We start from the raw sequence: 17,238 nt of genomic DNA on the forward strand, positions 1-17,238 counted from the left end.
CTTACGCCCCTCCCGAAAGATCGCCGCGCCGCACGTGGTCCGCGACGATCCTGACCGCAGCGGCGATGGGGATGGCGAGCAGGATTCCCCAGAACCCCATGAGCTCTCCGAAGAGCATGACGACCATAATCGTCACGAGGGGGTTGAGGTCCATGGACTCCTTGAACACCAGAGGCTTCACCACGTATCCCTCAAGGAAGTAGATCACCGCGAAGGACCCGATGACCTTCAGGAGCACGAAACCGCTCTGGAACTGGACATAGGCGAAGAACAACGGAGGAAGCGTCGCCAGGATCACCCCGATGAAGGGAAGAACCGAGGCGAGGCCCGCGAAGATGCCGTTCAGGAAGGGATAGTCGATACCGAGGATGAAGAGGGCGATGATGGAAAGGATTGCCACGATGGCCGAAACGATGAGCTGCCCCCGGATGTAGCCGCCGACGCTGGCGTTGATCTCCCGCCCCAGGGTAAGGACCGCTTCGCGCCGGGAACGGGGAAGCCACGTGATGATCCCGGTCTTGATCTCATTCTTGTACCAGAGCATGAAGAAGATGAGAATGGGGGCCAGGACCAGGTTGAACAGGTTGAAGACAAAACCCGTGGCTGCCTCATAGACGCCGGCGCCCAGGCGTGCCGCCATCTTGTCGATCTGGCCGGTTGCCGTCTCGAAGAGCCAGCGCCACTCATCGTCGGCACCGGCGGGAAGAGCCTGCATCTTCCAGGAGAGGACGATCGCCTTCCCCTTCTGGAGGTAGGCGGGAAGTCCCTTGAGGAACGCCTCCCAGCGGATGCTGGCAAAGGGGACAATGAAGGCGACAAAGAAGAGCGAGAGGACCGTGAGGACCAGGTAGAGGGCGACGATCCCCCAACTGCGGCGAAGGCCCCGCCGCTCCAGGAGGACCACGGCCGGATCGAGGAGATAGGCGAGGACAAAGGAGAGGAGAAAGCAGGAAAGGGTGTGGCTGACGGCATAGCCCGCGGCTATCACGGCCGCGGCCGCAAGGAACCACATGATCCCCCTCTGCGCGGCCGGTGCTCTCTCTCCCATGGTTGTCCCCGTTCCCTTGATGCCGCCATCGCTGGCCGGCAGGCTCTTAGAATTCCTCTTCAGCTCCGAAGAGATCATGCTCTTCGAGCCAGCGCCTGATCCGCTCGGAGATGATCTCCTCCTTCATGGCCATGAAGCGGTCGAACTCCTCGGGATAGAAGGAGAGGATCTCGTCCAGTTTCCCGAAGGGCTTCTTCCCCTCGAAGGCCCGTTCGAGCATCCGCTTCAAGGCCTCATTTTCGACCCCGCGGATGAACTCGTGGAGCAGCAGGCGCTCCTGATCGTAATCGAACGCGGGAATCTGGATGAAACGCTCGCCGCTCGCCTCCAGGTCGCGCCAGAACTCCTCGTCCTCGTAGTCGGCAGGGACGGCGAATATCTCCCCCGTCTCCCGGTCGAGGAAGTACATGATCCCTTCGTCCGGATTGTCAAAGGCCTCCAGGAGATCGTCCCAGACTATCTCCACATCACGCATGAACCCCATGGCTAACCCGTCTTCCTCTCTCTATCTTTACCTTTGCAGGCCTTTTGTTCTATAGTGCCGCCATGCGCGCTATCTTCATCGCCGATGCCCATCTGCGGCACGAGGGAGACGAAAACTACCGGCTCCTCGTGGAATTTCTGACAGAACTCCGGGGAACCGTCGACACCCTCTTCATCCTCGGCGATCTCTTCGAATTCTGGATCGGCTACGAAACGGTCCCCTTCGCCCACTACCTTCCGATTCTGAAAAAGCTCCAGGAACTGGCGGAAAACGGCACGGAAATCGTCTACCTGGAGGGAAACCACGACTTCCACATGGGGCCGTTCTTCACCAAGACCCTCGGCGCCCGGGTCCATCCCGGCCCGGCCCTCGTCACCATCGAGGGAAAGCAGGTCTATCTCTGCCACGGCGACGAGGTGAACAGCCGGGATTACTCCTACCGGCTCCTCCGCTTCATCCTCCACAGCTCCCTCGTCCGGGCGGCCACCCGTGTCGTTCCCCCCTCGGTCGCCTCCCGTATCGCCGAACGGATGTCCCGCGGCAGCAGGAAGAACCATGGCCGGCGGCAGCACCGCTGGGATTACCCGGCGCTCCTGCGGGAATTCGCCGCCCGGCGCTTCCGCGAGGGGTACGACGTGGTTGTCTCGGGCCACTTCCACATCCCGTTCCTGGACGAAGCCGGCGGAAAGGTTCTCCTCTCCCTGGGGGACTGGCTCACCCACTATACCTACGGGGAGTGGCGGGACGGGGTGGTATCGCTGAGGCGATACCGGGGACCGGGGACCGGGGACCAGTAAAAAACCTTCACGTCACGTCGAGGCCAAAGAGCCTCAAATATTTCCCAACCCGCTCCTCCAGGGTCGGCGCCGCCACCAGGAGGCAGGTTTCGTCGGGGCGATACCCCCGGCAGACCGCGGGGCGCACATCATAGGCGGTACAGAGCCCTGCCTCGCCCAGATGCCGACACCTCTCCCCAACCGGCTTTCCGAGCGTCGTAATATCAGGAGCGGTACAGCAAGTGCCGCACTTCAGACACTCCATGGATCTCCCCTCGACTACCGCCCCTTGGCGAAAAACGCCTCCAGGGCCTGTTCACCCAGATATGACGCCTTGATTTTCCACTTGTCCTGATTGATGACGAGGGCGGCGAGGGCGATCTGCGGATTCTCAACGGGAGCGTAGGCGGCAAACCAGTTGTAGTGCCCCTCGGGATCAGTGCCGTTGATGGAGCCGGTCTTGGCGGCTATGTTGACATTGGCGATCCGGGGACGTCCATGGTTGTCGTGGAAGGCTCGGCGGGAAGTGCCGCTGGTGACGGTGGTGGAGAGCATTCGCGTGAGCTGGGCAGTCACTTCGGGAGCAGCGATGGAGCGGATGGTCCGGGGCTGATGCGTGTAGGTCACCTTGTTTCCGGTGTTCCTGATCTCCTCCACGAGGGAGGGGGCGAGCATGGTGCCGCCGTTGGCGATGGCTGCCATCATGACTGCCACATGAATGGGAGAAATCTTCACTTCCCGGCCGAGGCCGGCACCCATGAGGCGCAGATCGTTGTCGGTCCGGGGGTACTCGGCCCGGCTCGGCTGGACCGGGGTCCCGGGGAGGAGGTAGTGGTTGAAACCGTAGCGCTCGGCGCAGCGCAGCACCGACTCCCTCCCGGCGATGTCGCAGGCGACCCGGCCGAAGACCGGGTTGACCGATTTCCCCATGGCGGTCGTCAGGTCCATCTCCTGGGCGCCCCGCTTCGGGAGGGAACTCCAGTAGCGGGCACTCTCCGAATAGAGCCCTCCCCGGAAGGGGATGACCGTATCGGGGGTTACCTTCCCCTGTTCCAGGGCCGCCGTGGCGGTGATGATCTTGAAGAGGGAGGCCATGGGGTAGACCCCGTAAAAGGCCCGCTCCTCCCACTCGGGAGAGACGGACGAGTGGGAAACCATGGCCAGGACCTTGCCGCTCTTGGGTTCGATGGCAACAAAGACCCCGTAGGGAACATCGAACTGGGTCATGACCTCCCTGACCCTCTCCTGAATCGTACTGTCGATGGCAAAGACCACTCTCCCCCCTTCGGGAACGGGAGCAACGAGGCGGTCGCCTTCAAGCCGGGCCAGGGGAAAGAGGCCGGCACCGAGACGGAAGGAGCTGTAAATATCCAGATCGCGGGGAAGCTTCCCGGCAGGTTGCGCCTCCTTCTGATCGCTGGAAACGGCCGTTCGCCCCGAAAGCACGGAAGAAAACACCGGATAGGCGGCAATAAGGGCCGCCAGCACGGGAAGGAGGACCCGAAGACTTTTTTTCCGGGGCTTCGATTCTTCGAGCCTCTTGCTTTCGAGTCTTTTGAAGGAGTTGCGGGGAGGGTCTTTCCGGCGCCCGGTGAGGGCGGAAAATGAAAAACGGCGCTTTCTCGTCAGATGTTTAAAATCTTGCATATATGGAAAAGGGTCCGGCTACCCGAAACAGGCGTGAATACATGGAATTCGTGGCGGTTACATTGCCGTCACTATATGCAAAACCCCTCCCTTTGTCAACGACGGCCCCCGTTACCAGCCTCTCATGAATCACGCCTCGACAGAGGTTCACCCGACGACGGCACACGCTCCGCCAGATCCCGGAAACTTAGATCACCCAGGGCGCTCCGAACCGCCGCCTCGATGGCTTCCCAGAGTTCGTCCACGACGGCATGGTCCTCCCCTCCCAGCTGGCCGGGCAGCCCGACTCCCTGATTCCTCAGGGAGGAGAGCACCTCCCCGGCCCTGATGTGCTCCAGGTCCCGGGCCGGTAGGTAGAGGGGATCATCGCCGCACCCCGCCGCCAGGACCCCTTCGTCTTCCAGACATTCGAGGAGCTCCCTCACGGAACGCTCGGGCACATCGAGGTGCTCGGCAAGCCCGGTAACACTCCAGGCCGGGCGATCATTATGGAACGCCAGGGAAATCTCGTAGATGACGACCAAGGCCAAGCGTTCCCGGGCCGCGCTGCTGATGGCGGGGGTGCGCACTTCGCGCCGGAAGGTCCTCAGATGCTGATGGGCGTAAACCACTTCCCCCCCCAGGAGAACAATGACCCAGCTGGCGTACAGCCAGACCATGAAGACCGGCAGCACCGCCAGTGTCCCGTAGATGGCGTTGTACTTTGCCACCCCCACCTGAAAGTGGATGTACCCCCACTGGGCGCCCTGCCAGATCGTACCGGCGATAATCCCTCCCACAAGGGCCGAGCGGAAGCGGACTTTGGTGTTGGGGATGAACATGTAGAGAAAGACGAGGGCAATCCAGATGCTGAGGTAGGGGACCAGGCGAAAAAGGGCCAGCAGCGCGTCGCCGAGATACGTGTATCCCATGATCCACTGGGCGAACGCCTGGCTTTCAATGGTGGTGGTCGTGCTCACCGCGGCAAAAAGGAGGATCGGGCCGCTCACCAGCACGCTCAGGTAATCACTGAACTTGCGGTAGAGGGTACGGGTTTCCCGGACCCCCCAGATGGTGTTGAAGGCCTCCTCGACGTTGCCGAGGAGCGTCACGACCGTGACAAAGAGGGCCGCAAGGCCGATGGCGCCGAGGGACCCGACCTTGGTGTTGTTGATGTAGGTGACGATCTTGTCGACAATCTCGTGGGAGCCGGCTGCCACTTGGTCGAGGATAAACGGTTCCAGGGTATTCTGGACTCCAAACCCCTTCAATACTGCGAAAGCGAGGGCAAAGAACGGGACGATGGAGAGGAGGGTGGAGAAGGCCAGGGCTGAAGCCCGGATGAGGCACTGGTCGTCCAGAAAGTCCTTGACCACCAGGGCGCCGATCTGCAGACACCGCAGCAGGCGCCCCTTCACCGGGCCAAAGGAGTCAGGCTCCATCTCCCAGAGGGCATGGGTGAAAAACCCTATGATCCTGTCCACCGCAGATTCTCTTTGCGCCATGGCTCCCGCACCGGCCGGCCCTGCTTACGAAAAAGCCCACGCGAGGTGGGCTTTTTCGTGCATAAACAGGAGGCTGCTACATCTGTCCGTACTTTTCTTTTTCCCGATCCATCGCTTCCTTGCCGGCCTCGATGGCGGAGGTGATGATCGACTTCTTCTCGGCGATCAGGTCCTTGGTCTCCTCATAGGTGTCCTTGATCTTGCCCTGGGCCTCCTTGGTGAAGCCCTTGATCTTGTCGATCGCATCATCGGTCAGATCCATGATGTTTTCCCGCATCTCCTTGCCGGTCTTCGGAGCAAGCAGGAGCCCCAGCCCCGCGCCGACCGCCGTGCCGGCCAGGAAGGAGAGGAACACCGTTCCGACGCTTATCCCTTTTTCTTCGTCTGCCATGTCATTACCCCCTTTTCGTGATGAGTCGTTGAGCAAGAAATTTGCCTGCCGCCCTGGCGCCAGTTATCCAGACCGACGAGGTTGCCGCAGCATGGGCCACCGAACTGACCACGGTGTTGATGGTGCGGAGGTTGCGGCCCGTGTCGCCGACCGCCTCCATGAAGGTCTGGACATCCTCGCGCTTCTCGGCGATCCCCTCGGTCACCGTACGCAGTTCGGTGAGGGTCCGCTCAAGCTCCAGGAGCACCGGCTTCAGTTCGCCGCCGGTACGGCTCACGAAGACGCGCAGGTCTGCCGCGGCCTTCCGAATCTCGATCAGAGTCGGGATAATGAAAGCCACCAGTACCACCAGGGCGAGGGCAATCACCACCACGGCTATTGCGGTCACAGTCATGCGGTCGATTCCTCCAGGAACGGAAAGTAGTGTAAGTATAGAAGAGGAGCGGGATAATGCAAGCGTACCGTTAAGGCCGGAAGCGGGGCCACTATACCCTATCCCCGTCGGCGTTTGCAAACGAAATGCTCAGGATTGGCGCGGAGTTTCACCTCCAGTGCCGGGGAAATTTTCATTTGACAAACCTCGGGGGCTTCCGTATTCTTTCTGGAAAATTAAATAGAAACGCATTCTTATCAAGAGTGGTGGAGGGAAAGGCCCTGCGAAGCCACAGCAACCGGTCTTCCGGGTCGCATTCGAGCACGAAGGCGAACCGGAAGGTGACAGGTGCTAAATCCTGCCGGGAGGCAAAGATGAGAACGGCGCTTGACGATAGCCACAACTGTCAACAAAGCCCCTTCTCGCCACCGCGGGAAGGGGCTTTTGTTTCCGAACCATTTATTCAGGATTGACGCATGTCCGTCGGCATCGTACAGGAACAATCAGTAACCTTCGACACGGAACTCCGGCTGGAGAGCGGCCGCATCCTCGGCCCCATCACCCTCGCCTACGAGACCTATGGCGAGCTGAACGCCGACCGCTCCAACGCGATCCTGGTGGCCCACGCCTGGACCGGCAACGCCCATCTGGCGGGGAAAAACAGCGAGGAGGACACGAAGCCGGGATGGTGGGACGCCATCGTCGGCCCCGGCCGGCTCTTGGACACCGACCGGTGCTTCGTCATCTGCTCCAACGTCATCGGCTCCTGCTACGGCTCCACCGGCCCCGCCTCCATCAACCCGAAAACCGGCAAGCGCTATAACCTCACCTTTCCCGTCATCACCGTCCGCGACATGGTCAGGGCCCAGGCCCTCCTCCTCGACCACCTGGGGATCGACCGGCTCCTCACCGTCCTCGGCGGGAGCATGGGGGGGATGCAGGCACTGGAGTGGGCCACCCAGTTCCCGGACAGGATCCGCTCCGCCATCGCCCTGGCCACCACGAGCCGCCCGTCCCCCCAAGCCATTTCCCTGAACGCCGTGGCCCGCTGGGCCATCTTCAACGACCCCACCTGGAAGAAGGGTGAATACCGGAAGAACCCCAAGGACGGCCTGGCCCTGGCCCGGGGGATCGGCCACATCACCTTTCTCTCCGACGAGTCCATGTGGCAGAAATTCGGCCGCCGCTTCAACGCCCGGGACGGCCTCTTCGACTTCTTCGGCCAGTTCGAGGTGGAGCGCTACCTCTCCTACAACGGCTACAACTTCGTGGACCGCTTCGACACCAACTCCTTCCTCTACCTGGCCAAGGCCCTGGACCTCTACGACACGGCCTGGGGGTACGAGTCACTGGAGGAGGCGTTTTCCCGGGTAAAGGCGCCGATCCAGTTCTTCGCCTTCACCTCCGACTGGCTCTACCCCCCCTACCAGACCGAGGAGATGGCGACCATCCTTCGCTCCCTCGGCAAGCCGGTCGAATACCACCTGATCGAATCGGCCTACGGCCACGACGCCTTCCTCCTGGAACACGAGACCTTCGCGCCGATGGTGCGGGAATTCCTCGACAAGGTGGAACGTTCGGAGTAGCCTCGGCTGAACATTGCGTTGCAGTGATGCACTGCCGGGAGGTGAACGATGGCGAGGAAAATCTTCATAGCGGCCACGGGACAGAACTGCGGCAAGACCACCACCAGCCTCTCGCTGCTCCACCTGGCCCGGAAGAAATACGGCAGGGTCGGCTTCATGAAACCCCTGGGTCCCAAGCCGGCGACGCTGCGCGGGGTCCCCATGGACAAGGACGCGGCCCTCATGGCCCAGGTCTTCGGCCTGACAAAAGACCTGCGCTGGATGTCGCCGGTGGTGGTCTACCCCGACACCAGCCGGAAGGTCATCGACGGCGAGATCTCCCCCGACGGACTCCGGGAGCGGATCCTGGAAGCCCATGCCGAGTTGGAGAAGCAGTGCGACTTCATCATCATCGAAGGGTCGGGGCATCCGGGAGTCGGCTCCGTCATGAAGCTCTCCAACGCCCGTATCGCCCGGATGCTCGATGCGCCGGTGCTCATGGTGACCGGCGGCGGCGTGGGGAACGTGGTGGACGCGGTCTCCGTGGACCTGGCCCTCTTCGAGAAGGAGGGTGCCCAGGTCCGGGCCATCCTGGCCAACAAGCTGGTCCCCCACAAGCGTGAACATATCCTCGACTACCTGCAGCGGGCCTTCGCCGACGAACCCTTCCCCGTCATCGGCGGCTTCGACTACCAGCCGGTCCTGGCCAACCCGACGCTGGACCGGGTCTCGAAGCTCCTGGACCTCCCCCTCCACGGCAACCGGCGCGACCGGAACCGGATCATCCACAACGTGCAGATCGGCGCCGCCTCTACCCAGCGGGTGGCGGAACTGCTGCGGGACTCCACCCTCCTCATCGTCACCAGCAGCCGCGACGAACTCCTCGTGACCCTGGCCAACCTCTACCAGATGCCCGAATACCGCTCCAAGCTCGTGGGGCTCGTCATCCCGGGGATCATCCCGGTCAGCACCATCACCCAGCAGATCCTGGAGCGGAGCAAAATCCCCTTCCTCCGCAACTACACCCACACCACTGCCGAGCTGTACCACCTCATCACCGAGGATGTCTCGAAGATCACCGCCGAAGACACCGAAAAGCTCGCCCTCATCAGGAGCCTGGCCGAAACCCGCCTCGATTTCGACCGGCTCGATGCGCTCTTCGGGCCGGCCCCACGTGATCCAGACCGTCCTCGCACTCCCTGACATTCAAATGCGTTTGAAACACTGAGCAACTGAGCAACGGAGTAAAATTTGAGGGGAAATTCCGTCGAAATCCGAGTACTACGCGTAACAGAGTTAAGCAGAATCTATAGCTAACCAACTGATTTCTCAGTTGCTCCGTTGCTCAGTGTTATTACAGCTGCCGTGTTTGAATAAACGACTCGAACGCCTCCCGGAGCGGCTCCCCCTCCCCTTCGCCGATGGCGTAAGAGGCACGGAGGACCGTCTTCCCCGTGCCGGTCAGGCGGGCGATGTCGATGGGGGTGGCAGCCACCACCAGGTCGCAGGGGACCGCCTCCATGGTGCGGGCCAGGTCCGCCACCTGGGCGGTGCTATACCCCATGGCCGGGAGGACCGGGCCGATGTGGGGCCAGGCGCCATAGACCTCCCGCAGCGACCCCTGGGCCCAGGGGCGCGGGTCCACCACCTCGGCGGCGCCGTGCTGGCGGGCCGCGGCGAGCCCGGCGCCCGAGGGCATGGAGCCGTGGGTGATGGTTGGCCCGTCCTCGATGACCAGCACCCGCTTCCCCCTGATCCGCTCCCCTTCGACCACGGTGATGACCGATGCCGTCCGCACCAGCAAGGCCGACGGGTTCGCGCTCCGCACCGCCGCCGCCACCGCCTCGATGGCCGCCGGCTCGGCGGCATTCACCTTGTTCATGACCACCACTGATGCCCGGCGCAGGTTCACTTCCCCTGGGTACCAGGAAGTCTCGTGGCCCGGCCGCAGCGGGTCCACCACTACGATCTCCAGGTCGGGCCGGAAGAAGGGGAGGTCGTTGTTGCCGCCGTCCCAGATGATGAGCTTCGCCTCCCTCTCCGCCCGCCGGAGGATGCGCCGGTAGTCCACCCCCGCGTAGACGATAGCCCCGTGGTCCAGGAGGTGCTCATACTCCTCCCGCTCCTCGATGGTGCACCGGAAGCGGTCCAGGTCCGCCAGCCCCTCCAGCCGCTCCACCGCCTGGGCCGCCAGGTCGCCGTAGGGCATGGGATGCCGGACCACCACGGGGCGGACCCCCCTCTCCCGCAGGATGTCGCAGAAGTAGCGGACCACCTGGCTCTTGCCGCAGCCGGTCCGTACCGCGCAGACCGACACCACGGGGAGCCGGCTTCTGAGCATGGTGGCGTCCGGCCCCATGAGGAGGAAATCGGCGCCCAAGGCCAGGACCCGGGATGCGATGTGCATGAGCCGCTCGTGGGAGACGTCGCTGTAGGCGAAGACCACCTGCTCCGCCCTGAGGCGGCGGATGAGTTCCCCCAACTCCTCCTCGGGAAAGATGGGTATCCCGTGGGGATAGAGTTTGCCGGCCAGTTCCGCCGGATAGCGCCGTTTGCTGATATAGGGGATCTGGGCCGCGGTGAACGCCACGACCCGGAAGACGGGGTTGTCCCGGAAGGAGCAGTTGAAGTTGTGGAAGTCCCGCCCGGCTGCCCCCATGATGATGATTCGTTTCCGCTTCATGGCGTCCCTCCGGTTATTTCCGTTCCTGCCGTGCCCGCAACGGCCTGTTCGATCTCGTCCAGATGGCAGATGACCCCCCTCTTCCCGCCTCCGCGGACAAAGCGGAGGACCGCCTCCACCTTCGGCCCCATGGAGCCCGGAGGAAACTGGCCGGCCGTCAGCAATCGCCCTGCCTCGTCCGCATCGAGGTGCTTCAGGAACTCCTCGGCCGCTGTGCCGAAGCCGGTGGCCACCCCCGGCACGTCGGTGGCAATAACCAGAATATCCACCCCCACTTCAAGGCAAAGGCACGCGCTTGCCAGATCCTTGTCGATCACCGCATCGATGCCGTGGAAGGCGCGCCCCTCCCTGGTCACCGGAATCCCGCCTCCGCCGCAGCAGACCACGATGAAATCCATCTCCACGAGGCGTCTGATCTCTTCCTTTTCAACCACGGTCAGGGGTTCCGGCGATGCCACCACCCTGCGGTACCCCTTGGGGGTGCCCGCCATGGGCCACGGGAACCGCGCGGCCTCCTCAGCCGTGTAGCAGGGACCAATGGGCTTGGTGGGGGTGCGGAATGCGGGATCATCCTCCGCCACCTGCACGTAGCTGATGAGGCTCACCAGAAACCGTTTTTCCCCGCCGAGGGCCAGAAGCTCGCTTTCCAGGCTCGATTCGATCATGTAGCCGATCTGTCCCTGGGTCTGGGCCACCAGGATCTCCAGAGGCATGGCCGGCACCTCTGGGCAGCTTTCCTGCTGCATCAGAAGGTTTCCCACCTGGGGGCCGTTGCCGTGGGTGATGATAATCCGGTAGCGGTCCGCTAGGCGCGCGATCTGCTCCATGGGGCGCCTCAGGTTGGCGAACTGCTCCGCGCAGGTCCCCCGCTCCCCCTGGCGGATCAGGGCATTGCCGCCGAGGGCGATCAGGAGGATGGGGCGGTTCACGTTACGGGTCATGGGTGCTCTCCCCGGTGTGAATTCATGAGAGTCTCTGCAATGGTACCACAGAGATGGCCCCGATGCAGGCGGCGGCATTGACAAGGGGGGGTTCGGGGGATTTACTGTGTTTATGCTCTTGAGGCAATCGGAATAACACAGAGCAACTGAGCAACAGAGAAATCTGTACATTAATCGGCATGACTTGAGAAATGTGATTCAGAACCACAATACCTTTTTCAGATCTACTCAGTTGCTCTGTTGCCCTGTGTTTCATAGATTTTTTATGGTGAGGTGCAACCCATGCCACCCTTCCCGACGTATATCCCCCCCGATTTCACCCGCCCCGGCCTGGCCGCCGCCCCCCCGGCCCGCACGGAGAAGGCGCCCCGCGACGGCGTGCTCCCCGCAGGCTTCCACGCCACGTCCAACCACCCGGAGTATGTCCACCTGGGGGGCGGGAGGTGGCTCCTGGCCGTCGAGAGCAGAATGGATGCGGTTCTCGTTCTTGAGGATGAGAGAGTGAGGGTGGTGGAGCCCCGCTTGGTGCGGGAGGGGGAAAGGGTCGTCATGGGGCGCGCGGAGAACGGCGAGGATGGCATCTACGTGCACACCACGGGATTCGAACCGACGGCGGATGCCTCATCGGGCGACAAGTTCGGCTTCCGGAGCCGCGGCACCTGGGAGACCCCCTTTTCCCGCTCCTACGACGAACTGTACGACATCCTGCGCCACGACCGCGACAACGGCCACATTGTCTGGGTCCTGGGACCCGCCGTGGCGTTCGACCGGGACAGCCGCGACGCCATGGCCAGCCTGATTGGTGCCGGCTACTGCCATGCCCTCCTGGCCGGCAACGCCCTTGCCACCCACGATCTGGAAGCGGGCCTGTTCCACACCGGACTCGGCCAGGACATCTACACCCAGGCACTGGTCCCCCGGGGGCACTACAATCACCTGGACGCCATCAACGAAGTCCTGCGCCACGGCTCCCTGGAGAGGGCCGTCACCGAACTGGGGATCGGGGACGGGATCATCCGGACCTGCCTGGAACGCCGGGTGCCAGTGGTCCTGGCCGGCTCCATCCGCGACGACGGGCCGCTCCCCGAGGTCATCACCGACTCCGGCCGGGCCCAGGACGCCATGCGGGTCCACGCCCGCCGCGCCACCACCGTCATTGCCCTTGCCACCCAGCTCCACGCCATCGCCGTCGGGAACATGACGCCGGGCTACCGGGTCATGGACGACGGCACGGTGCGGCCGGTCTATTTCTATGTCGTCGACATGTCCGAATTCATCGCCGACAAGCTGGCCAACCGGGGCTCCGCCCAGGCCCGGGCCATTCTGACCAACGCCCAGGACTTCATGGTGAACCTCTGGCACAACCTGCGGGGGTGAGTGCGCCCTACCCTCCATTGGCCGGCAGCTGAAAACAGAACGTGCTCCCTTCCCCCTGGCGGCTTTCGACCGTAGGCCGTGTTGGACATCAGTACTTCCATATTTGTCAATTTTATTACTATTTTTGTCCTGGCTTTACTGGCTTCTCGGGGTCTTGGGCATCCTGTCTCTGACTATTGGATTTTTGGAGGAAGTCAGCGGGGTCAGGGTGGCAAGAGAGGATAAGGCCAGTCGGTCGTCTCATCCCCGACGGCGGGCCGGCCTGCCGCAGAGAGCCCGGAGTTCGTCCTTGGCCCGCTCCAGGACATGCCGCCGGTCGGCGGGAAGGTTCCGCCCGGCCCGGTTGATGTAGAAGGTTAGCATGGACATGGACGAAGCAAAGGGCGACCCCTTGCGGCGATCGCTCTCGTCGGCGGAGCGCTTGAGGGAGCGGGCGATCTCCCGGGGATCGTCCCAGGTGAAGACCCCCGGCTCCAGGTCCAGGGCGTTGCTCGTCTCCGTCACCCGCCGGGACCAGCGGGACGGTTCGTTTTCCTTCGCCATCTCCGTCTCCTCTCCTCCGTTCGCCGGCACTTGCCCTCCTGTCTCAGGGGTTCCGTATGGCGACGCGCCCCGGCGCGGCCCAGTCGTTGTGTCCTCCCGGTATCTCGTGGAAGCGGGCGGACGGGAGGCTGTCGGCCAGGGCCCGGGCATGGGCAGCCGGGATAATGGTGTCATCGCGGGCGGCGAAGATCTCCACCGCTTCCCGGCACCCTTTGAGGGCCGCCACGTTGTCCCACCGGTCCCGTAACATCAGGCCGATGGGGAGGTAGGGGAAATGTCGCCGGGCCACCCGGGCCAGGGTGTCAAAGGGGACGATGAGGACCATCTTCTCCGGCGGGCGTGGCTGGCCTGCCAGTACCGACGCCGGCCCGCTCCCCACCGACTCGGAGACGACGCATACGGGGGTCTTGGGGAAACGCGCCCGTAGCGCACTGTAGGCCTCGACTGCGGCCCCGTTGATTGATTCCATGGAGGGGCTCCCGGCCCTGGAGCCGTAGCCGGGGTATTCGAGGATGTAGACCGAGTCCCGCCCCGAGAAGGAGGAGAGCGCATAGGCCCGGTCACTGGCTTGGCCGCCGTTGCCGTGCAGCATGAGCCAGATATTCTCCGGCGCCGGCACCTCGCGGCTGTAGCCGATGAGCTCTCCGTTGACGCGCCACTCGCCAAGGCCCGGATGGCCGGCATGGTGGGTGGGGTAGTAGAGGAGCCGACGCTGCAGCAGGGTCGCTGCCACGAGCAGGAGGATATAGGCGAGGGCTATGAAGAGAAGGATACGGAGCATGGGGGGTGTTTACCGTATTCAGCATAACGGGCATGGCTTTGACCTGCCGGGTTTTCGGGCAGGTCGTAAGCCTTGTTGGAATCGTCTTCTTTTTATAGGTTACGACTGAACTGACCATTATCCGAAGGTATTTTAGGCAGTAAAACCGTGCCAGTTATCAGAAATTTATGGATGTCACATTGACATCGGTGCCACCGCTTGTATAGTTTATATGCGTGTGAGGTCGTTAGACTGAAATATCGGGGAGCTTCTGTGCTCCCCGACGCATTTCCAGCGCAGAGGAGCAATTCTATGACCCGAAGATTTCACGCTGCGACCTTCATTGTCAGTCGAACCAGTCTTTTCCCGAACCTGCTGCAAGACAAGTCCGTTCGCCCTTGGTTTACAAAGGCAGTACAGGCTCGTCACACAGTGATGTCGAAAACCGTCGAGGAAGCCAGAAAACTACAGTTTGGCGAAAAAGTTGTCCCCGAAAGCGAATTCTTCATTCAGGGCCTTGGCCCGTTATTCCAACACCCTCCAAGAAGTCCTCTGATAAAGGGAATCTACCCGAACTCCGGTCTTATTATCGAACCATTCTGCATCCCAGCAAACTGGCGCATTACCACCGCGAATACTCTTGAAAACATTTCTTTCACTGTGCGGTTGCGAATTCATTTGTATCAGCATGGGGTCTGCACTCCAGCTCTTTATTGTCAGATTACCCATGTGGAGCGGGGCTGGACAGGGGAAGAGTTTGTAGACCTTCTCAGAGGATTTGTTGACGCTAACCATCGTGAGGCTACAGTCTTCAATGTGACCACTAATTGGGACAACTTCAAAGGCACAGCAAATGACATACTAAACCGTGCCATCCACTCAATAGCCAAAGGTGTGTTTCAAGCAGAGCACCGTGATGACGCTTTAATGCGTTGCCGCAGGCTTGAGCCGGATCATCTGCTACTGGATGTTGGAAAGACATCGCCACAACTGAGCTTACCGGAAGACGACGAAGAGATCGCACGTTTGCTCGCACTTACTGCCAACCCCGATCGCCAGGTAACACATGATCGGCAGGAAAAGCTTGGTTTGTTAAAAAAGGACTGGATCGGTGCAAACACGAAGCACTTCCTGTTCTGTGACACTATGCACCCATGGCCGACGCGGAACCCTGCTAAAGGGCGCAAGCGCTTCCGGGGTGCCAGACGTAGTTTGCGGAAGCAAGGCCCCATAGTGTGGCGCATGTTCAAGGCGGTAGAACTGGTTAGATCACACAGGTTATTGGCTCAGGTGCTGACCGAAATGTTTCAGAAAAGCAACCTTGCTATGACACGAGCAAGAAATCTTAGTAAAGACTTTCTTAAAAATATGATCAAGACCACGTTCTATGACGATCGACTCTTTACCCTCGCGCTTGATATCCCGTCTGTGCAGACGAGTATCTATGGAAGAGACAAGGCTATTCTTAATTACCTTGCTAACATCATGTCTCTCAAGGAGTCGGAAGTTGCGATGGAAGCCGAAGCTGCAAAATTCGAAGGTAAGGTCAAAGACTGGAAACCCACAATTCTGTGCTTGACCGATCTTTTAAAACTACTCAAGTAGCCTCTCTAACCACATGAGGAAAAGGGTGCCGTTCTTGATTTAGTGCGTTTCCTGCTTATTTTGAGAAAAATGCATGCCATAAGCCTGACCGGCGTTTTCTTGGCCAGTCTTGGGGCTATCGATCTGGGTCATAGCGAAAATTGTTTCGCTTCAAGACGCTCATCCAGAGGAAGATCCAATAATTCTCTGACCAATTCCTCGCGAAATGATTGTTTTGTATCAGAGGGGTGTGCATGAAATGCGTACTTTGTCCTCAGATACAGCGGCAGACCCTTGTTAATGTCTTCCGCTCTGACAACCACTTGGTATTTCGTGCTATCTGGTGGCAAATTTGCTACATCACCTTGAATGATCATTGTTTCCCATCCAACTCCACCAAGCCTGCCATCCGCCTTTTGCTTGTAGGTTTCATCGCATACAACTATTACCTTCTGGGCCAATGCGAGTTCATTGCACATCCATTGTGGCAAGTCCATTCCTCGGCGGAGGTGGAAACGATCTAACCTAGCCTGAATTCCGTTGTCGATTAGAAATAAAGCCAACTCTTTAACCCATTCAGCGCCTTCGTCTGTTGTTGATGTGTGGCTTATAAAGACTCGCACCGCATCTTTAGGTCGCCCGGCAATTCTCCTTCTATTCCCTCGTAAACGATCGAATACTTCTTTGTGAAGAACATGAACAATAAGGGTTGCGCCATCATGGGCGGAGTTTTCGAATCCTTTTTTGAGTGCAGCTATAACCGCTTCACTTTGCAGTCCTCCGGCACCAGCGCCCAGTAGAGGTACAGAGATTACACGCGCTGAGGATTCTTTTCTTGTAAATTCTCCAAGCTTGACAGCGATAGATTCAATAGCGTCCAACGAAGAAGTCATTGACTTTACTGATGCGGCGAATGCAACAAATTGAGCAATGTTCTCGCCCCCCTCGAATGGCAAGATTTCCACTTCACCAAGCCGCATTCCGGCAGCGGGGTGAGGCAGCGAATAATGGCTAAGTGTTCGGGCTACAAAACCAGTTACAGTGCCTCCAGTTGAGCATGGGAGAACAACCACGTCAGTCGGTCCGTCAAACATGTTCCCTAAGTTAAGCTTCACAGAAGCCGTCATATTTCCTCCTTAACTTTATTCATGCGGTCAACGATCAGCTATGAGCCGCTGGACGGCTCGAAAAAGCTGGTTATGCCATTTCGGTGGTAGAAAGGAAGACAGATGAAACTTATAGAAGCAATCAAAGTCATTAGCCACCATTGTCCGTGTCCTCACGACAATTATGATACTCGGTTCGGTGACGGTCAAACGTGGGCAATTTGTGAGGACTGCGGCGAAACATTCCAAACCGCAAATCTTCAACGTCACCAGAAATTGGCAAAGGATTTTGAAGAGGCGATGGACTGCCTAAACGCCATTGTCAAGGTTACGGCATAACGGTGGTGAGCGCAGCGGCAGGCGCGGCCTTATCGCGTCCGACCGTCTGCCGCGCTTTGTGGCTCTTCGACGTTTCAAGTGGGTTGAGGGTATAGCGACTTGAAGTTGAGCTTTCCGGCGATGATATAGGCCATCGT

At 60.5% G+C, this 17,238-nt stretch carries 18 protein-coding genes and 1 riboswitch; of the genes, 6 read left to right on the plus strand and 12 right to left on the minus strand.

Annotated features, from left to right (window positions below; translation table 11 throughout):
- Position 1: 1 nt before the first annotated feature.
- Positions 2 to 1,048 carry an AI-2E family transporter gene (locus KJB29_RS17560; RefSeq protein WP_215735645.1) on the minus strand — a complete coding sequence of 349 codons (1,047 nt, stop codon included), beginning with the start codon at positions 1,046 to 1,048 and terminating at the stop codon, positions 2 to 4.
- Positions 1,049 to 1,094: 46 nt separating this feature from the next.
- Positions 1,095 to 1,532: a UPF0158 family protein gene (locus KJB29_RS17565; protein ID WP_004511686.1), complete on the minus strand. Its 438-nt coding sequence runs from the start codon at positions 1,530 to 1,532 to the stop codon at positions 1,095 to 1,097.
- Between the two features lie 62 nt (positions 1,533 to 1,594).
- On the opposite strand from KJB29_RS17565, the gene KJB29_RS17570 reads away from it, so the two are divergent.
- Positions 1,595 to 2,329 carry a UDP-2,3-diacylglucosamine diphosphatase gene (locus KJB29_RS17570; protein ID WP_215735630.1) on the plus strand — a complete coding sequence of 245 codons (735 nt, stop codon included), beginning with the start codon at positions 1,595 to 1,597 and terminating at the stop codon, positions 2,327 to 2,329.
- 7 nt (positions 2,330 to 2,336) lie between these two features.
- Here KJB29_RS17570 and KJB29_RS17575 read toward each other — a convergent pair whose 3' ends face one another.
- From KJB29_RS17575 to KJB29_RS17595, 5 genes are all read right to left on the minus strand, one after another.
- Positions 2,337 to 2,573: a YkgJ family cysteine cluster protein gene (locus KJB29_RS17575; protein WP_215735631.1), complete on the minus strand. Its 237-nt coding sequence runs from the start codon at positions 2,571 to 2,573 to the stop codon at positions 2,337 to 2,339.
- A 14-nt stretch (positions 2,574 to 2,587) separates the two neighbouring features.
- The gene (locus KJB29_RS17580) at positions 2,588 to 3,955 is read right to left on the minus strand and encodes a penicillin-binding transpeptidase domain-containing protein (protein ID WP_215735632.1); all 1,368 of its coding nucleotides are present in this window, start codon (positions 3,953 to 3,955) and stop codon (positions 2,588 to 2,590) included.
- A gap of 122 nt (positions 3,956 to 4,077) precedes the next feature.
- The gene (locus KJB29_RS17585; protein WP_215735633.1) at positions 4,078 to 5,439 is read right to left on the minus strand and encodes a YhjD/YihY/BrkB family envelope integrity protein; all 1,362 of its coding nucleotides are present in this window, start codon (positions 5,437 to 5,439) and stop codon (positions 4,078 to 4,080) included.
- Positions 5,440 to 5,515: 76 nt separating this feature from the next.
- Positions 5,516 to 5,830 carry a YtxH domain-containing protein gene (locus tag KJB29_RS17590; RefSeq protein ID WP_004511681.1) on the minus strand — a complete coding sequence of 105 codons (315 nt, stop codon included), beginning with the start codon at positions 5,828 to 5,830 and terminating at the stop codon, positions 5,516 to 5,518.
- A gap of 4 nt (positions 5,831 to 5,834) precedes the next feature.
- On the minus strand, positions 5,835 to 6,224 hold the full coding sequence (locus tag KJB29_RS17595; RefSeq protein ID WP_215735634.1) for a DUF948 domain-containing protein: 390 nt from the start codon (positions 6,222 to 6,224) through the stop codon (positions 5,835 to 5,837).
- Positions 6,225 to 6,454: 230 nt separating this feature from the next.
- A riboswitch (SAM riboswitch) is annotated at positions 6,455 to 6,584 on the plus strand.
- A 95-nt stretch (positions 6,585 to 6,679) separates the two neighbouring features.
- Between KJB29_RS17595 and metX the strand changes: the two genes are divergently transcribed.
- Positions 6,680 to 7,789 carry a homoserine O-acetyltransferase MetX gene (gene metX / locus KJB29_RS17600; protein WP_004511679.1) on the plus strand — a complete coding sequence of 370 codons (1,110 nt, stop codon included), beginning with the start codon at positions 6,680 to 6,682 and terminating at the stop codon, positions 7,787 to 7,789.
- A 48-nt stretch (positions 7,790 to 7,837) separates the two neighbouring features.
- Entirely contained in the window at positions 7,838 to 8,971 is a 1,134-nt protein-coding gene (locus tag KJB29_RS17605) for a phosphotransacetylase family protein (protein WP_215735635.1), read from the plus strand.
- Between the two features lie 151 nt (positions 8,972 to 9,122).
- Here KJB29_RS17605 and KJB29_RS17610 read toward each other — a convergent pair whose 3' ends face one another.
- Both KJB29_RS17610 and arcC read right to left on the minus strand, forming a co-directional pair.
- On the minus strand, positions 9,123 to 10,451 hold the full coding sequence (locus KJB29_RS17610) for a cyclic 2,3-diphosphoglycerate synthase (RefSeq protein ID WP_215735636.1): 1,329 nt from the start codon (positions 10,449 to 10,451) through the stop codon (positions 9,123 to 9,125).
- Complete coding sequence (arcC, locus tag KJB29_RS17615; protein ID WP_215735637.1) at positions 10,448 to 11,392, minus strand: carbamate kinase; 945 nt, start codon at positions 11,390 to 11,392, stop codon at positions 10,448 to 10,450. The genes KJB29_RS17610 and arcC overlap by 4 nt, the downstream gene beginning before the upstream one ends.
- A 282-nt stretch (positions 11,393 to 11,674) precedes the next feature.
- Here arcC and KJB29_RS17620 point away from each other — a divergent pair, with 282 nt between their 5' ends.
- The gene (locus KJB29_RS17620; RefSeq protein WP_215735638.1) at positions 11,675 to 12,769 is read left to right on the plus strand and encodes a putative NPN-dependent ornithine cyclodeaminase; all 1,095 of its coding nucleotides are present in this window, start codon (positions 11,675 to 11,677) and stop codon (positions 12,767 to 12,769) included.
- Positions 12,770 to 13,009: 240 nt separating this feature from the next.
- Here KJB29_RS17620 and KJB29_RS17625 read toward each other — a convergent pair whose 3' ends face one another.
- Positions 13,010 to 13,312, minus strand: a complete 303-nt coding sequence (locus KJB29_RS17625) for a DUF3175 domain-containing protein (protein WP_215735639.1) — start codon at positions 13,310 to 13,312, stop codon at positions 13,010 to 13,012.
- Positions 13,313 to 13,355: 43 nt separating this feature from the next.
- Entirely contained in the window at positions 13,356 to 14,093 is a 738-nt protein-coding gene (locus tag KJB29_RS17630; RefSeq protein WP_215735640.1) for an alpha/beta hydrolase family protein, read from the minus strand.
- Between the two features lie 291 nt (positions 14,094 to 14,384).
- Here KJB29_RS17630 and KJB29_RS17635 point away from each other — a divergent pair, with 291 nt between their 5' ends.
- Positions 14,385 to 15,677, plus strand: a complete 1,293-nt coding sequence (locus KJB29_RS17635) for a hypothetical protein (RefSeq protein WP_215735641.1) — start codon at positions 14,385 to 14,387, stop codon at positions 15,675 to 15,677.
- 128 nt (positions 15,678 to 15,805) lie between these two features.
- Here the strand turns inward: KJB29_RS17635 and KJB29_RS17640 are convergent, their stop codons facing one another.
- A complete protein-coding gene (locus tag KJB29_RS17640) occupies positions 15,806 to 16,783 on the minus strand; it encodes a toll/interleukin-1 receptor domain-containing protein (RefSeq protein WP_215735642.1) in 978 nt (325 codons plus the stop codon).
- Between the two features lie 102 nt (positions 16,784 to 16,885).
- On the opposite strand from KJB29_RS17640, the gene KJB29_RS17645 reads away from it, so the two are divergent.
- Complete coding sequence (locus tag KJB29_RS17645; RefSeq protein WP_215735643.1) at positions 16,886 to 17,101, plus strand: hypothetical protein; 216 nt, start codon at positions 16,886 to 16,888, stop codon at positions 17,099 to 17,101.
- Positions 17,102 to 17,238: the final 137 nt, after the last annotated feature.

The sequence above is a fragment of the Geobacter grbiciae genome (assembly GCF_018531165.1).
GTDB lineage: Bacteria > Desulfobacterota > Desulfuromonadia > Geobacterales > Geobacteraceae > Geobacter > Geobacter metallireducens.

Coding starts and splice junctions, on each gene's coding strand:
- KJB29_RS17630 (WP_215735640.1), bottom strand. CDS start 14,093: ATGCTCCGTATCCTTCTCTTCATAGCCCTCGCCTATATCCTCCTGCTC.
- KJB29_RS17565 (WP_004511686.1), bottom strand. CDS start 1,532: ATGGGGTTCATGCGTGATGTGGAGATAGTCTGGGACGATCTCCTGGAG.
- KJB29_RS17635 (WP_215735641.1), top strand. CDS start 14,385: ATGACCCGAAGATTTCACGCTGCGACCTTCATTGTCAGTCGAACCAGT.
- metX (WP_004511679.1), top strand. CDS start 6,680: ATGTCCGTCGGCATCGTACAGGAACAATCAGTAACCTTCGACACGGAA.
- KJB29_RS17570 (WP_215735630.1), top strand. CDS start 1,595: ATGCGCGCTATCTTCATCGCCGATGCCCATCTGCGGCACGAGGGAGAC.
- KJB29_RS17605 (WP_215735635.1), top strand. CDS start 7,838: ATGGCGAGGAAAATCTTCATAGCGGCCACGGGACAGAACTGCGGCAAG.
- KJB29_RS17640 (WP_215735642.1), bottom strand. CDS start 16,783: ATGACGGCTTCTGTGAAGCTTAACTTAGGGAACATGTTTGACGGACCG.
- KJB29_RS17610 (WP_215735636.1), bottom strand. CDS start 10,451: ATGAAGCGGAAACGAATCATCATCATGGGGGCAGCCGGGCGGGACTTC.
- KJB29_RS17585 (WP_215735633.1), bottom strand. CDS start 5,439: ATGGCGCAAAGAGAATCTGCGGTGGACAGGATCATAGGGTTTTTCACC.
- KJB29_RS17595 (WP_215735634.1), bottom strand. CDS start 6,224: ATGACTGTGACCGCAATAGCCGTGGTGGTGATTGCCCTCGCCCTGGTG.
- KJB29_RS17590 (WP_004511681.1), bottom strand. CDS start 5,830: ATGGCAGACGAAGAAAAAGGGATAAGCGTCGGAACGGTGTTCCTCTCC.
- arcC (WP_215735637.1), bottom strand. CDS start 11,392: ATGACCCGTAACGTGAACCGCCCCATCCTCCTGATCGCCCTCGGCGGC.
- KJB29_RS17580 (WP_215735632.1), bottom strand. CDS start 3,955: ATGCAAGATTTTAAACATCTGACGAGAAAGCGCCGTTTTTCATTTTCC.
- KJB29_RS17560 (WP_215735645.1), bottom strand. CDS start 1,048: ATGGGAGAGAGAGCACCGGCCGCGCAGAGGGGGATCATGTGGTTCCTT.
- KJB29_RS17645 (WP_215735643.1), top strand. CDS start 16,886: ATGAAACTTATAGAAGCAATCAAAGTCATTAGCCACCATTGTCCGTGT.
- KJB29_RS17620 (WP_215735638.1), top strand. CDS start 11,675: ATGCCACCCTTCCCGACGTATATCCCCCCCGATTTCACCCGCCCCGGC.
- KJB29_RS17575 (WP_215735631.1), bottom strand. CDS start 2,573: ATGGAGTGTCTGAAGTGCGGCACTTGCTGTACCGCTCCTGATATTACG.
- KJB29_RS17625 (WP_215735639.1), bottom strand. CDS start 13,312: ATGGCGAAGGAAAACGAACCGTCCCGCTGGTCCCGGCGGGTGACGGAG.